Source organism: Bradyrhizobium sp. LTSP849 (assembly GCF_000938255.1).
Taxonomy (GTDB): Bacteria; Pseudomonadota; Alphaproteobacteria; order Rhizobiales; family Xanthobacteraceae; genus Bradyrhizobium.
This window is the reverse complement of sequence record NZ_JYMR01000023.1, coordinates 340,298-354,729: the sequence shown is the minus strand read 5'-3', so window position 1 is coordinate 354,729 and position 14,432 is coordinate 340,298. Positions and strand designations below refer to the sequence as shown.

13 protein-coding genes are annotated in these 14,432 nt (G+C 63.7%); 5 read left to right on the top strand and 8 right to left on the bottom strand.

What is annotated here, in order from left to right; genetic code table 11:
- The first annotated feature begins 150 nt into the window (after positions 1-150).
- Complete coding sequence (locus tag UB31_RS17470) at positions 151-645, top strand: MarR family winged helix-turn-helix transcriptional regulator (protein ID WP_045011740.1); 495 nt, start codon at positions 151-153, stop codon at positions 643-645.
- On the top strand, positions 645-1,127 hold the full coding sequence (locus UB31_RS17465) for a MarR family winged helix-turn-helix transcriptional regulator (protein ID WP_045011739.1): 483 nt from the start codon (positions 645-647) through the stop codon (positions 1,125-1,127). The genes UB31_RS17470 and UB31_RS17465 overlap by 1 nt, the downstream gene beginning before the upstream one ends.
- An 80-nt stretch (positions 1,128-1,207) precedes the next feature.
- On the opposite strand, the gene UB31_RS17460 is transcribed toward UB31_RS17465, so the two are convergent.
- The 6 genes from UB31_RS17460 to UB31_RS17435 all read right to left on the bottom strand — a co-directional run bounded on the left by UB31_RS17460 (position 1,208) and on the right by UB31_RS17435 (position 7,449).
- Entirely contained in the window at positions 1,208-1,936 is a 729-nt protein-coding gene (locus UB31_RS17460) for an SDR family NAD(P)-dependent oxidoreductase (protein WP_045011738.1), read from the bottom strand.
- A 2-nt stretch (positions 1,937-1,938) separates the two neighbouring features.
- On the bottom strand, positions 1,939-3,549 hold the full coding sequence (locus UB31_RS17455; RefSeq protein WP_082078541.1) for an ATP-dependent acyl-CoA ligase: 1,611 nt from the start codon (positions 3,547-3,549) through the stop codon (positions 1,939-1,941).
- A gap of 7 nt (positions 3,550-3,556) precedes the next feature.
- Positions 3,557-4,033 (bottom strand): aromatic-ring-hydroxylating dioxygenase subunit beta, encoded by a 477-nt coding sequence (locus tag UB31_RS17450; protein WP_045011736.1) that lies wholly within the window; start codon positions 4,031-4,033, stop codon positions 3,557-3,559.
- Positions 4,030-5,370, bottom strand: a complete 1,341-nt coding sequence (locus UB31_RS17445; RefSeq protein ID WP_045011868.1) for an aromatic ring-hydroxylating dioxygenase subunit alpha — start codon at positions 5,368-5,370, stop codon at positions 4,030-4,032. Before UB31_RS17445 ends, UB31_RS17450 begins: the two co-directional genes overlap by 4 nt.
- A gap of 17 nt (positions 5,371-5,387) precedes the next feature.
- The gene (locus UB31_RS17440) at positions 5,388-6,338 is read right to left on the bottom strand and encodes a PDR/VanB family oxidoreductase (RefSeq protein WP_045011735.1); all 951 of its coding nucleotides are present in this window, start codon (positions 6,336-6,338) and stop codon (positions 5,388-5,390) included.
- Between the two features lie 211 nt (positions 6,339-6,549).
- Entirely contained in the window at positions 6,550-7,449 is a 900-nt protein-coding gene (locus UB31_RS17435) for a FadR/GntR family transcriptional regulator (RefSeq protein WP_245306006.1), read from the bottom strand.
- Here UB31_RS17435 and UB31_RS17430 point away from each other — a divergent pair.
- From UB31_RS17430 to UB31_RS17420, 3 genes are read left to right on the top strand one after another with little or no spacing between them, the layout of a single operon-like run.
- Entirely contained in the window at positions 7,393-8,784 is a 1,392-nt protein-coding gene (locus tag UB31_RS17430; protein WP_245306005.1) for an aminotransferase, read from the top strand. The genes UB31_RS17435 and UB31_RS17430 overlap by 57 nt on opposite strands.
- Positions 8,785-8,825: 41 nt before the next feature.
- Positions 8,826-10,430 (top strand): ABC transporter substrate-binding protein, encoded by a 1,605-nt coding sequence (locus tag UB31_RS17425; protein WP_045011732.1) that lies wholly within the window; start codon positions 8,826-8,828, stop codon positions 10,428-10,430.
- Positions 10,431-10,445: 15 nt separating this feature from the next.
- Positions 10,446-12,686: a N,N-dimethylformamidase beta subunit family domain-containing protein gene (locus tag UB31_RS17420; RefSeq protein ID WP_045011731.1), complete on the top strand. Its 2,241-nt coding sequence runs from the start codon at positions 10,446-10,448 to the stop codon at positions 12,684-12,686.
- An 18-nt stretch (positions 12,687-12,704) separates the two neighbouring features.
- Here UB31_RS17420 and UB31_RS17415 read toward each other — a convergent pair whose 3' ends face one another.
- Together UB31_RS17415 and UB31_RS17410 are read right to left on the bottom strand one after the other, a co-directional pair.
- Complete coding sequence (locus UB31_RS17415) at positions 12,705-13,160, bottom strand: flavin reductase (RefSeq protein ID WP_245306004.1); 456 nt, start codon at positions 13,158-13,160, stop codon at positions 12,705-12,707.
- Between the two features lie 32 nt (positions 13,161-13,192).
- Entirely contained in the window at positions 13,193-14,425 is a 1,233-nt protein-coding gene (locus UB31_RS17410) for a Zn-dependent hydrolase (RefSeq protein WP_045011729.1), read from the bottom strand.
- Positions 14,426-14,432: the final 7 nt, after the last annotated feature.

Here is a 14,432-nt window from a genome sequence, read left to right as displayed (position 1 = left end):
TCGGAGAGGGACGCGGGATTGGATTGCCGTTCGCCCCACAAGACGTCAGGATCGCACGGCTTGACTACGATTCTCAGGTTGCTAATCGGAGCTACATATCCGCGATAATCCCTCCAATTGACGAGACATTTTGTCCTCGATGGTCATGCAATGCCGGCAGCACTCAAAGAGAACATTGTTTCCGTCCCTGGTCAGGTTGAAACCCGGCTCTGGCTTCAATTGCTGTCGCTGCATGGCGAGCTGTTCGCGTCGCTGAATGCGATGCTGAGTTCGGAGTTCGGGCTGTCGCTGGCGAAATTCGACGTGCTGGCCCAGCTTGATCGCTACCGGGACGGGCTCGCGCTCGGGCACTTGTCGCAGAACCTGAAAGTCTCCGGCGGCAACGTCTCGGGGCTGGTGCAGCGCCTGCTCGCCGACGACCTCATCAGCAGGGAGATGTCGAGCGAGGACCGCCGGTCGTTCATCGTGCGTCTCACGCCGAAGGGCGAAGTCCTGTTCAGGAAGGCGGCCGCTGTTCACAAGAAGCACCTCAGCACGCGGCTCGAGAACATCCCGACCCACGAGCTCGACACCGCGTTGTCGGTGCTGCGGTCTCTCTCCTCAAAACTTCGCTCCGAGAGCAAGAAGCAAAGTCGCAAGAAATAATGGCCAAAGAATCCAAGAGCAGATGGAAATCAGGTCCGCCGCGGACGAAAGACCAGCTGCAAAACTACATTCCGTATCTGTTCAACCGGCTCGCCAATCGCTGGAACCTCGATCAGAACCGCGATCTGAGCGACCATGGCGTCAACAATGTCGTGTTCCGGACGCTGTCGGTCCTGTTCATCTACAAGACGCTCACGGTCAACGAGATCGCCGTTCTCGCCGTCACGGAGCAGTCGACCGCCAGCCGCATGGTCGAGTCCATGGTGTCCTCGGGCCTCGTCAAGCGCGAGATCGCGGAGGAGGACCAGCGTCGCCGCGTCGTAGGATTGACGCCGGAGGGCGAGGCGCTGCTGCGAACGATCTGGCCGATCATGGCCAGCAATTACGATCGGCTGATCGTGGGTATCGACCCCGACGACATCGAGGTTTGCGCGCGCGTGCTGGCAAAGATGGTCGAGAACATACGCCAGAACCAGATCTGATCTTGTTTATTGGAGCATGATCTTTTCGGAAAACCGCTTCACACTTTGCGCTAACGCGGCCCTCCGGGTCCGGATCATGCTCACGGAGCGAGGCCGACGAGGCTGGTGCCGCCGCAGACATAGAGAACCTGGCCGGTCACGAAATCAGACCGCTCGTCGAGGAAGAATTCGATCGCGTGCGCCACATCCTCGCGCGAGCCGAGCCGCCCGACCGGAACGTTGCGGGCCATCCGCTCCTGCTGCTCAGAGCCTTTCGGAATGATGCCCCAGAAATTGTCGGTCAGGATCGGTCCTGGTGCGACGACATTCACGGTGATGCCGCTCGCGGCAAGCTCCAGCGCCCAGGTCCGCGCCATTCCGTGCACGCCGGCCTTGGTCGCTGAATAAGCCGAGCGCGTCGCCGCGCCCATCGCGGCGCGCGAGCTCACGAACACGATGCGCCCGAAGCGGCGCGCACGCATCCCTTCCAGCGCGGCCTGGGTCAGGAGCATCGGCGTGCCGAGGTGCAACTGCGCGAGTGTCAAAATGTCTTCCGGCTTCGCATCGGGCAGCAGGTTCGGCAGGATGACGCCCGCATTGTGCACGATGCTATCGACGGCGTGATCCCGGCCAATCTCCTGCGCGATCGCGCGCGTCTCCTCGATGGAGGTCAGATCAGCGCAATAGGCCGCAAGCAGATCATGCGTCCAGGTAGGCTTCTCCAACCCGACCGAGACCACGCGCCGCCCGCGCTCGACGAGCCTTTTCGCCAGCGCCTCGCCGATGCCCGAATTGCCGCCGGTGATGAGTGTTGTGCGGATATCGCTCATAGTCAAACCTGCCGCTTCTTGAGGTCGCGGAGATCGACGAACGCGCCATCGCGCATCAGCCTCGCGACAAAATCCTTCAGCCCGGCGCGCTGGATCTTCTCGGTCGCTGTCAGCGGCAGGCTGTCGACGAAGCAGATCCAGCCCGGCGCCTTGTAATAGGCCATCTGTTCCAGGCTCCAGCGGACGATGTCTTCGGCAAGCGCTCGATCAGCGCCGGCCTGCTCCGCGATGATGACGGCCGCGACCTCGTCGCCGCGCACCTGATCTGGCGTGGCCGCGACCGCAGCCTGCCGAATCGCGGGATGGCGGTTAAGGACGGATTCGACCTCGACTGCGGCAATGTTCTCGCCGGAACGGCGGATCACGTTCTTCTTGCGATCGACGAAATGGAGGTCACCGTCCGCATCGCGCGACACGATATCGCCGGTGTGCAACCAGCCGCCGTCCCACGCCTCGGCGGTCGCTTCCGGGTTCTTCAGGTACTCCCGGAAGAAGCCGTAGCGCGGGTCCGCGCCCGCCCGCCGCACCAGCAACTCGCCCGGCATTCCCACCGGCGCGTCATGTCCGCTGTCATCGACGATACGCACGTTAACCTCGGATGCCGGGCGTCCGAAGCAGCTGGTGCCGATCTTGCGCGGCTCGACATTGGCGGCGATGACGCCGCCGCTTCCCGTCTCCGTCATGGCCCAGGCCTCCAACAGCGGAAAGCCAAAGCGCTCCTCGAACGGCGCGTGCAGGAGCTTGTCGACGCCGGCGCCGAACCCGAAGCGCACATGATGCGCGCGGTCCTGCTCCCACGCCGGCGCGCTCATCAGCATCGACGGCATGACGCCGAGATAATGCAGGCAGGTCGCACGGCTGTCGCGGACGGACGCCCACCAGGTCCGCGGATGGAAGCGATCGAGCATGGTCAGGCTGCCGCCGACCGACAGCATTGCCATCAGCGATACCGCCATCGCGTTCATGTGAAATAGCGGCAGCGGCGTGATCATGCGCTCGCCGTCGGGTTTGAGATCGATCAGCCCGCCGACATCGCGATACCAGTTTCCGGAATGCAGGAAATAGGTGTTGGTGAGCACGCAGCCCTTCGGCTGTCCGGTCGTCCCGGACGTGTAGAGCAGCGCGCATTCGGTGGTGCCGTCGCCCGCGCTCGCCGGCTGCACACCACCGAAGGGCGCGGGAACGTCGTCGTTGTCGGTCACCACTGGAATCGACCGACCGGCCTGGCCGGCCGCGGTCTCGACCTCGTCGCGCCGCTCGGCAAGGACAAACGCCGCGTTCATCTCGGAATGCGAGATGATGTATTCGAGTTCGCTCATCCGCAAATCCGGATTGATCGGCACCACGGACACACCGAGTGCATTCAGCGCGAACCACAGCTCGATGAAAATCGGCCTGTTCTGAAGCAGCAGCCCGACCCTGTGGCCTTCGCCATAGCCCTGGCTTGCAAATGCCGACCGCCGGCGCTCGACGCGATCGAGCATGGCGCGATAGGAAATCTCGCCCGCCGGGATGCCGTAGATGTCGGCCGTCTCCGGCAGCACGTTGAGGAAGCCCACCTCGCCTCGGCGCAGCGCGGTTTCACGAAAGCGGGCGTAGACTGTGGCGGTCAAGGCATACTCACATGAACAGTTGAATGTTTCCGAACGGCGCATCAAAATTGACGAGATCGACGCGCTTGAGCTTGATCTTCAGGGCGTCACCGACCTCTACGAAATCGTGCGACGCCCACCCCGAATAGCGCTCCAGCATATCACCGCGCGTCTCGGTGTAGATGTAGGACGTCCGCGCCTTGAACACGCCCGCAGCAGTGTCGCACGCCACGATCTGCGGCGCCTGAAGAAGATGATGGCAGCGGCTCTTCGGCTTCTGGCTGAAGGTCCGCTCGCCGGTGAGCCGCTCGACGCGCACTTTGAGCAGCAGCAGATCCTCGTACATCAACGACGGCTGGAGCACCGGATCCTGCTGCTGCCACTCCAGCGGCATCCAGTAACGTGCCTCGGGGTGAAACAGATCGAGCCAGGCCTGCCATTGCATCGTGTCGAGAAGATCGGCCTCCCGGTAAATCAAATCGGTGATCGTCTTTTCGGTGATCATTCGGCGGCCTCGGCGTGCTTGTCCATGTCCATGGTCATGAATTTCGCCCAGGCATGAAACTGGTTTCGCATCTGGCGCTCGGAGGTGCCGTTGATGACGGCAGTGACGTCCTGCTCTTCGTTGCTCTCATAGAGCCGGCGGAGATTGACCCACTGATTGCCGTTGGACTTCAGGCCTTCCTGGGCCCGCTCATACATTTCCATATCGTCGTGACCCACGATCGAAGTCGGCGCGTTGATGAAGCGGTTATACATCAGCGCCCGCTCGTAGAGCTTGTCGGGTGCGCCGACCAGGCGATAGACCCAGCTCTCGACCAGCGTCTTGTCGACCGCGATCGGGATGAAGTTACGCAGGATCTGGACGGCACCTTTGACCATGATATTCGGGAAATATACGGTGTTGTGCCTGACCTCGCCGAGGATCTCATGCGCCCGCGTCTCGCCGTAGGCTGCGACCATCTGGTCGAGATAGCCCGTGACATCCGAGTAGTTCGAGTGGATGGAGTTGGCGACGCCGGTATGGCCGTGGCCGTTCGGCCAGATCCGGATGCCGCTCTGCTCGTAGAATTCGTACGGGCTCATGAAGGGACCATAGAGCTGTACCGCCATCGGCGTCTCCGTGGAATCGCCCTGCTCGCGCTTCCAGACCTTGACCGCAGTGCCGGCCGAGCTCTCATGCGCGACCATCGGATGGCAGGTGTCGGTCTGGTTCTCGACCAGCATCTTCCAATTGCAGGTATGCATGTAACGGATCGGCGTGGCCATGACTGCGAGCTTCCCCTCCGGGGAGCGGTCGGCCATGTTGTCGATCGTCGAGAGGCTCTCGCCGAAATAGTCCTCAAAGGACACGCCGTTGTCGTTGAGCCGTGCGAAGATGAAATCGCGATAGATCACGACATTCTTGACCTTCGACAGCCCTCCGTTCGCCTGAGTGTCGCCAAAGCCGGTACCTTCGTAGCCCTTCTTCAGCGGGATCGCGAGCAGCGAGCCGTCGGTCTTGAAAGACCAGGCGTGATAGGGGCAGCGGAAGAACTTTCCGGTGTTGCCGCAGGGCTCGGAAGCGATCTTCACACCCTTGTGCGGACAGCGATTGTAGAAGACGTGGATGGAGCCGTCGGTATGGCGGCTCGCCAACACCGGTTGCCGGCCGATATTGGCGGTGATGAAATCGCCGGGCTTCGACAACTGGCTCGCATGCCCGACATAGACCCAGCTGTTCGGAAACAGGTGCTCCATCTCGAGCTCGAAGATCTCGGGGTCGACATAGACGTCGCGATGCACCTCGGCTTCGCGCACCAGCGCCGTGATCGCGTGGGCCTTCCGTCCGTATTTCGTCATGGCGTCCCTCGCCTCCCTCATAAGTCCAGCACCAGGCGTTCCGATTTCGCGCGTGACACGCAGATCTGCATGACCTTGTTGGACGCCTTCTCGTCGTCGCTGAGAATGACGTCGCGATGGTCGGGCACCCCTTCGATCACGCCGCATTGGCAGATGCCGCAATCGCCGCGCTGGCAGTCGTAGAGGACGTCGAGACCTGCCGCTTCCAGCGCCTGGATGATGCTCTGACCGGCTGCGACGCCGACGACCTGCCCGGTCGATCTGATCTCGACCTCGAACGGCCTGTCGGGCGAACTCGGCTGCTCCGCCTTGAAGAGCTCGTAGTGAATGCGGTCGGCCGGAATGCTCTGGGCAAGCGCGGCCGCCCTCACCGCTTCGATCATGCCCGCCGGACCGCAGACATAGATGTGGGCGTTTGCGGCTGCATCGCCGAGCGCCGTTGCGATGTCCAGACGGGACTCGTCGCTGTCGTAGTGAATGGACAGACTGTTGGCGCAAATTTCCTGGAGATGCGGCAGGAACGCCAACAGTCCTTGCGTGCGGCCCGCATAGCGCAGGCGAAACGGATTTGCGCGAGCGTTAAGCTCCGCCGCCATCGACAGGATCGGCGTGACACCGATGCCGCCGGCAAACAGCAGCGCGGGCGCTGATCCCTCATGCAGATGAAAATTGTTCACCGGCGCGCTTGCCGTCACGACATCGCCGATCTTCAGCGCGTGCATGAATTGCGAGCCACCGGTCGAAGCCTCCTCGCGCAGCACCCCGAGCGCCAGCGTTCCCTCGGGGAGGCCCGGCAAAGCCATCAGCGAGTACGGCCGGTCTCCTCCATTCGGGAGCGCCACGCGGATATGCGCGCCGGCCTGCCATCGCGGCGCGACGCCGTCTTCCACGTCAAGCACAAGGCTCCGTATGAACGGCGTCTCCGCGGCATACGACCTGACCTTGAGCTTGAGCGGATGCACGTCCATTCAGGCATCTCACGAATTATATGAATTTGCATATTTTTAGACATGTAATAATTGCCTGTCAATCGTCAGTACGGGGGACAGGCTCGGATTGCGGTCCGGGGTACGCCTCATTGGCGCAGGAAGGCCAGGCGTCGAGCCAACTCCCCGAGGTTGCCCACGCCACTGGCAGAGAGGCCCTATTTTCCTGTCGCCCGGCAGCACGGTCCGCCTGCTAGGTCTTGTCGCGTGCCATCGATTTCGCGTTCGAGGCTTCCATCAGCGCATCGCGGATATTGCCGAGGTGCCGTGTCATCGCGGCGCTCGCTTTGCGCGCATTGCCGGCGGAGACGGCCTCAAAAATGGCCTCATGATCCCTGAGCCAGACCGACCGGTAATCCTCCATCCGCATATGGGCGTGGATCTCCTGCCAGATGCGGGAATCGCTTTGCGCGCGCCAGAGGGAATCGCAAATCGACACGATGGCGCTGTTGCCCGTGGCCTCCGCAAGGATGACGTGGAAACGGTGATCCGACGTATCGGCTTCGCGGCCCTGGGCATGCTCATGACGCATCATGGCAAGCGCATCGGCAAGCTGGACGATGATCGTCTTCGAGGCTCGCTGCGAGGCCGCCGCGGCGATCTGCGGCTCGATCATCTGGCGTGCTTCGATATTCTCGAAGGGGCCTGCACCTTCGAGCGCATGCACGTCCGCGAACTCCTGCCGGCTGATGACATAAGCACCACTGTTGCTGCGGACCTGCAACATGCCGGACATCGCCAGCGACAGAATGGCTTCGCGGATCGTCGGCCGCGAGACTCCGAAGGTTTTGGCGAGCTCGCGCTCCGCAGGCAAACGCTGGCCGATGCGATAGCTTCCCTGCACCATCGAGGCGATCTGCCTGGCGACGGCTTCGAAGCTTCTCAGCGGTGCAACGGGCGGAACTGGTGACATAGCGCGCATATCTGCCGTTTCTTTGCACCTTGACAAGAAGAAATTGGTCATACCAAATTGGCCTGACCAATAAGAAGCCCAGCCGCCGCAATGACGCGTCGACGCAGGAGAGGGCCTTTGAGCGTGCTTGAGCGACGACCGAATTCGACCGAAGCGCGGGATGTGCTGTTCCACCTGCATTCGCAGACCAACCCGACGCTGCATGCGGAAATCGGGCCGCTCGTGATGACGCACGGCGAAGGCGTTCATGTCTACGGCGCGGACGGCAAGCGTTATCTTGAGGCGATGGCTGGCCTGTGGTGCACCTCGCTCGGCTTTTCCGACAAGCGGCTGAAGGCTGCCGCGATGGCCGCCTACGACAAGTTCGGCTTCTACCACACCTTCAACCACAAGACTCCCGACGCGGTGGTCGATCTCGCGGAGGAGCTGGTGGCCCTCTCGCCGATCCCGGATGCGCAAGCCTATTTCGCGACCTCGGGATCTGAGGCGACCGAGACGATGGTCAAGCTGGCCTGGGTCTACCACGCGGCGCGCGGCAAGCCCGGCAAGCGCAAGATCATCGCGCGCGATCGCGCTTTCCATGGCTCGACCATCGTGGCGGCCTCAATGTGCGGCTTGCCGCGGATGCACCGCGAGTTCGGGCTGCCGCTTCCGGGATTCCTGCATACGCATTGCCCCGATCCCTATCGGGGCCCACACCCCGATGAGACACTGGACGCCTTCACCGACAGGCTTGCGGCCGATCTCGCAACGATGATCGAAGCGGAGGGGCCCGACACGATCGCTGCATTCATCGCCGAGCCGATCAACGCGGGCGGAGGCGTCGTCGTGCCGCCGAAAGGCTATTTCGCGAAGATCGAAGCGGTGCTGCGTCGACACGACATCCTGGTGCTGGCCGACGAAGTCGTCTGCGGTTTCGGCCGCACCGGCAACTGGTTCGGCTGCCAGACGGTCGGTATGCAGCCGGACATGATGGCGCTCGCCAAGGGCCTGTCGTCCTCCTACTTTCCGATCTCTGCCGTGCTGCTCTCACGCCCGATCCGGGATGCGCTGGCCGACATCAACAAAGCCGGCGAGCTGTTCGGACATGGCTTCACCAATTCGGGCCATCCGGTCGGCTCCGCCGTCGCGCTGGAAACCCTGCGCATTTATCATAGCATCGACGTCGTCAGTCACGTGCGTGCGATGAGCGCGCGGCTGCGTGACGGCCTTGAGAAGATCGCGGCCGATTCTTCCATTGTTGGTCAGGTCCGCGGCGAAGGCCTGATGTTCGGTGTCGAGCTTGTCGCGAATCCCGCGACCAAGGCCGCCTTCGATCCCTCGCTGAAGGTCGGCAGCGCGTTCGATGCGCGGGCGCTGGAGAACGGCCTGATCATTCGCGCCATGGGCGACACGATCGGCCTTTGCCCTCCCCTGATCATCAAGCCCCACGAGGTGGATGAGCTGCTGGGTCTCTTCGCCCAAACCTCGAAAGCCGTGGAAGCAAAGCTGCCGCCATCAGGCTTGAACCATTGACCCATCGCTAGATAGCTCCGCTGTCGCAAAGGAGAGTCCAGATGCACCGTCGAGACCTGCTTCGTTCCAGCCTGGGCGCCGGTCTCGGCGCTGTCCTTGGCTCATCGCTTGGCGCCCCGCAGATCGCCCGGGCGCAAGGCGCGCGGACCCTGCGCTTCGTGCCACAAGCCGATGCCGCCATCCTCGATCCGATGATCACCACCGGCCTCGTCAATCGCAATCACGGCTTCCTGGTGTTCGATACGCTGTACGGCGTCGACGAAAATCTGGAGCCGCAGCCGCAAATGGTGGCGGGCCATGTCGTCGAGGATGGCGGCAAGATCTGGGTGATGACCCTTCGCGACGGGTTGAAATTCCATGACGGCGAGCCGGTGCGCGGCCGCGATGTCGTCGCCAGCCTGAAGCGTTGGGCGTCCCGTGACGCTTTCGGCAATTCACTGTTCAACATCGTCGACGAGATTTCGGCGCCTGACGATCGCACCGTGCGTTGGCGGCTCAAAGCCCCGTTTCCCTTGTTGCCGCTGGCGCTCGGCAAGGTCGGCGCGATCATCGCCTTCATCATGCCGGAGCGACTGGCGCAGACCGACAGCGCGATGCCGGTCAAGGAGCTTGTGGGCAGCGGCCCCTTCCGTTTCAAGGCGGACGAGCACGTGCCGGGCGCGCGTCTGGTCTATCAGCGTTTCGAGGGCTATGTGCCAAGGCCGGATGGCCAGGCCAGCATGCTCGCCGGGCCGAAGATCGCGAATTTCGATCGCGTCGAGTGGCAGGTGATGCCAGATCCGGCCACCGCGGCCGCGGCCCTGCAACGCGGCGAGATCGACTGGTGGGACCAGCCGATCGTCGATCTGCTCCCGACGCTGCGCGCCAACAAGGCGTTGAAGGTCGAGCTGCTCGACAATATCGGCAATGTCGGCGTGCTGCGCTTCAATCACACCCAGCCGCCGTTCGACAACGCGGCGATCCGTCGTGCGGTGCTGTCCGCCATCAACCAGCGCGACTTCATGGCCGCTGTCGGCGGCGACGACAGCAGCATGTGGCGCGACAAGGTCGGTTTCTTCGCTCCCGGTTCGAATATGGCGAGCGAGGAAGGCATGGAGGCACTCAACGGGCCGCGCGACCTCGCGGCCGCGACCAAGGCGATCAAGGATGCCGGCTACAAAGGCGAGAAGGTCTTGCTGATGGCGCCCGGCGACTTCCCGGTGATCGGCCAGATGAGCGAGGTCGCCGGCGAACTGTTCAAGCGGCTTGGGCTCAACCTCGACTATATCGTGATGGATTGGGGCTCCATGCTGAAGCGGATGAACAGCCGCGAGACGCCCGACAAGGGCGGCTACAACGCCTTCTGTACCTATTCGGCCGGTGTCACCCAACTCAATCCTTCTGCCCATAACTTCATCCGCGGCAGCGGCGACAAGGCCACCTTCGGCTGGGCGAGGAGTCCAAAGCTGGAGGAGCTGCGTGATGCCTGGCTGGTTGCTCCGGACGCCGCGGCGCAAACCAGGATCGGCATCGAGATGCAGCGGCAGGCGTTCATCGACGTGCCCTATGTGCCGCTCGGCGTGTTCTACCAGCCGACCGCCTACAAGAAGGAGCTGACCGGCGTGCTCAGAGGCCTGCCGCTGTTCTGGAACGTGCGCCGCGCCTGATCGAAAGAGACTCTCATGCTTCCCATCACCGGCTATGTCGACCGCTGGAGCGTTCGCCCCGGCGAGACGATCAATTTCATGATCGGCGTGCGTGGCGGCGGACGCTACCGCGCCCGCATCGCCCGCGTGATCTGCGGCGATCCGAACCCGCAGGGCCCGGGCTATCGCGAGATTCCCGTCTCCTGGGCGCTGGAGGGCGAGCATGACGGGCAGGAGCAACGTGTCGCCAAGGGCTCATGGATCGATATTCCCTCGCTCGATCTCGGCAGCGGCGAACGGCCGATTGCCCTCGCGGCAACGATCTGGCCGACGCTGATCACAGCAGGCCGGCAGGCCGTCCTGAGCTGGAGCAATGGCCATGCCGCATTGACACTCGGCATCGGCGCCAAGGGGGCCTTCTGTAGGCTCGCGACATCAGAGGGCGTCGTCGATGTCGACCTCAGCGTCCCCCTCACCGAGCGCGCCTGGCACGATATCGCCTGCCTGTACGATCCGGCCAGCGGGACGCTGCAACTGGCGCAGGCGCCGCGCAAGGCGAGGCTCGATCGCGACGAGCGCGCCGAGAAGAGCGTGGCGACCAGGAACACCCCGCTGTCCGGGACAGGTGCGGCTGCCGTCGCGGCAGAACGTTCAGGCGATGGCGTCCATCAGCACTTCAACGGCAAGATCGAACGTCCGCGCATTGTCGAAGGCGTCGGTGACGTCAGCGCGATGCTGGCGACGCAACGCAGTGGCGCCGCGACACCGGGCGGCACCGTTGCCGAATGGGACCTGTCGATCGGTATTCCCACCGACGTCGTCACCGATATCGGGCCGGCGAAGGCGCATGGAAGCTGCGTGAACCTGCCGACGCGCGCCATGACCGGCTCGCGCTGGACCGGAGCCTTGCATCACTGGACCGAGGAGCCGGCACAATGGGGTGCCATTCATTTCCACAATGACGATATCGGCGACGCCGGCTGGACGCCCTCGCTCAGCTTCGTCGTGCCGACGGACTGGAAGAGCGGCGTCTATGCCTTGCATCTCGAGAAGGACGGCGCACGCGACAACATCGTGTTCTATGTCCGCGCCGCGATCCCGGGCTCGCAGGCCAAGGTCGCTTTCCTGGCGCCGACTTTCAGCTACACCGTCTACAGCCAGTATCAGAAGAAGGGTCGCGAGGCGCTGATCACCGAGCGGTCGCGGGCCTGGGGCGCTCTGGCGCAAGCACCCGACGGCCATCCCGAATACGGCGTCTCACCTTACAATTTCCATTCCGACGGCAGCGGCGTCGGCATGTCGACGATGCGCCGGCCCCTGATCGACAAGCGGGTCAATCAGATCCATCTCATCGACCCGAGCCCGTCAGGCTCAGGCCTGTATTGGATCTCGGCCGACAGCTACATCACCGATCTGTTGACGCGCAAGGGCATCGACTTCGAGGTGATCACCGATCACGATGTGCACGCCGAAGGCGCGGAGCTGCTTTCGAAATATTCCGTCGTGCTCACCGGCCAGCACCCGGAATACCACACCACCGAAACGCTCGATGCGCTCAGTGCCTATCTCGAGCAAGGCGGCCGCTTCGTCTATCTCGGCGGCAACGGTTTCTACTGGAAGGTGGTGCCGCATGCGAGCGGCCCCTGGGCCCTGGAGCTGCGGCGCGCCGAGGGCGGCATCCGTCTGTGGGGGACGGAGCCGGGCGAAAGCTACCACGCCTTCGATGGTTCCTATGGCGGGCTTTGGCGCCGCCTCGGTCGTCCGCCGCAGCTGTTGGCCGGCGTTGGCTTCAGCACGCAGGGCGAATACATGGGATTCCCCTACACCTTCCTCGACGGCATTCTCGATCCGCGCGTCGCCTTCATGCGCGAGGGAATGGAAGGCAAGGCGAAGCCCGGCGGCATTCTCGGCGAGCGCGGGCTGATGGGCGGCGGCGCCGCGGGCCATGAGCTCGATCGCGCCGATGTCCGGTTGGGCACGCCGCCCCATGCCATCATTGTCGGGCGGGCTGTGCTCACGGAGCCGACCTACCAGCCGGTCAACGAGGAGCGTTACGATCACACCTGGCCGGCCGCGCGCGAGGCCATCATCCGGTCCGACCTGACGTTCTTCGAGACCCCGAACGGCGGCGCCGTGTTCTCGGTCGGCTCGATGAACTTCATTGGCGCGCTGCCGATCGACAATTACGACAGCGTCGCAGCGCAATTGATCACCAACATCGTCAAACGCTTCGCGGACCCAGCGCCATTCCCCGCCCCGCGACCAGCCGGCATCTGAGAAGTCCGGCGGGCAAGCTCAGCTGCCCGTCCGTACAGAATGATAGGCGCGGCCTAGATAAATCAGGTTTTCCGTCTCAGCAGATTTCTGGAGCGCCACGACGCGGCAGAACAAGACATCGTGCGTGCCGACCGTGGCGACATCAGCGATCTGGCAGTCGAAGGCAACCGCGCAGTCGGCGAGAACAGGTGCGCCCGTTACGAGCGTCGACCACACCGCCGCAGCGAACCGTTCCGCGACGGGGACCTTGCCGCCAAATAGCCGTGACAGCGGCTCTTGCTGAGCTGACAGCACATTGACACACACCAATTTGTTGCCGGCCACGCTTGCATACGCCGAGGATGCACGATTCATGCACACCAGAAGCGTCGGCGGATCGTCGATCACACTACAGACGGCGGACGCAGTGAAGCCTGCGCGACCTGCGGGACCATCGGTCGTGATGATGCTGACCGCGGCGCCGAAACGTGCCATCGCATCGCGATAGTCCTCTGGGGCAATTTCCGTCATGCAACTTCTCGCAACACCTGCGCCAGGACGGACGCGCCGGCGGCGACATCAGCCGGCTCGGCCCATTCGTGCTCCACATGGCTTGCACCGGCCCGGCAGGGAATGAAGATCATCGCCGCCGCACAGATCTTGGCCAAATGGCGCGCGTCGTGACCGGCGGCCGACAGGATGTCCATGGCCGGAAATTCCTGGTCGTGTGCGGCCTGCGCGATCAGCTCGCGCAAGTGGGAATCGAACGCGTTCGAGGGCGCGTCGACCAGCGGCGTCACCGTCACCAGGCACGGCGGTGCATGCTGGCCGCAAAGCGCGGTGATGCGCGCACCCGCCGCGTCAAGCACGGAATTGTCCGGATGGCGCAGATCGATGCTGAAGCTGACGCGTGACGGCACCACAGAAGGCGCGTTGGGCTGGACGGAGAGACGGCCGATCGTGAACTTGATGTCGGCATCGATGCTGCCGATCTCGCCATGGAGCGCCGTTGCGATCCGCGCAAAGGCCGCGAGCGCATCCCGCCTCTCCTGCTGCGCAAGCGTACCTGCGTGTCCCTCCGCGCCCTCGACGACAACTTGAAAGGTCTTCTTGCCCTGGATGCCGGTGACGACGCCGATCGTGCGGCGGACCGCCTCCAGCAGCGGCCCCTGCTCGATATGCAATTCGAGATAGCTCGCCACCGCAAAGCCGAGCGGCCGGTGCGGCAGATCGGGAAATGCCCCGTGGAGACGATCGAGCGCTTCACCGACGCTGACGCCGTCTGCATCACGCGCGGCGCGGATCGCCGCCATGTCTCGCTCACCCGTAAAGGCCTCCGAACCCATCATGCCCGGCGCGAAGCGCGAGCCCTCCTCGTTCATCCAGGCAACAACGATGACGTCGCGCGCTGGCCTGTCGCCTTGTTCAGCCAACGAGATCACCGCCTCGAGCGCCGCCATCACACCGGCCGCGCCGTCAAATTTTCCGCCGGTCGGCTGGCTATCGAGATGACTGCCGAGCAGCAGCGGTGGCGCGGCACGGTCGCGCCCGGCCAACGTCAGAAACAGGTTGCCCGCGGCATCCGTCGATGGCGTCAAACCCGCTTCTAGCCCCCAGCCGATGACGCGACGCCATGCCGCGATCTCGCCGTCGCTCAATGCCTGACGGTTGACCCCGCCGGCGGGCGTTGCCCCGATCTCGGCCAGCGCCATCAAACGGGTCCAGAGCCGATCGGCGTCGATCAGAGATCGGGTCGTCATCGCTTCC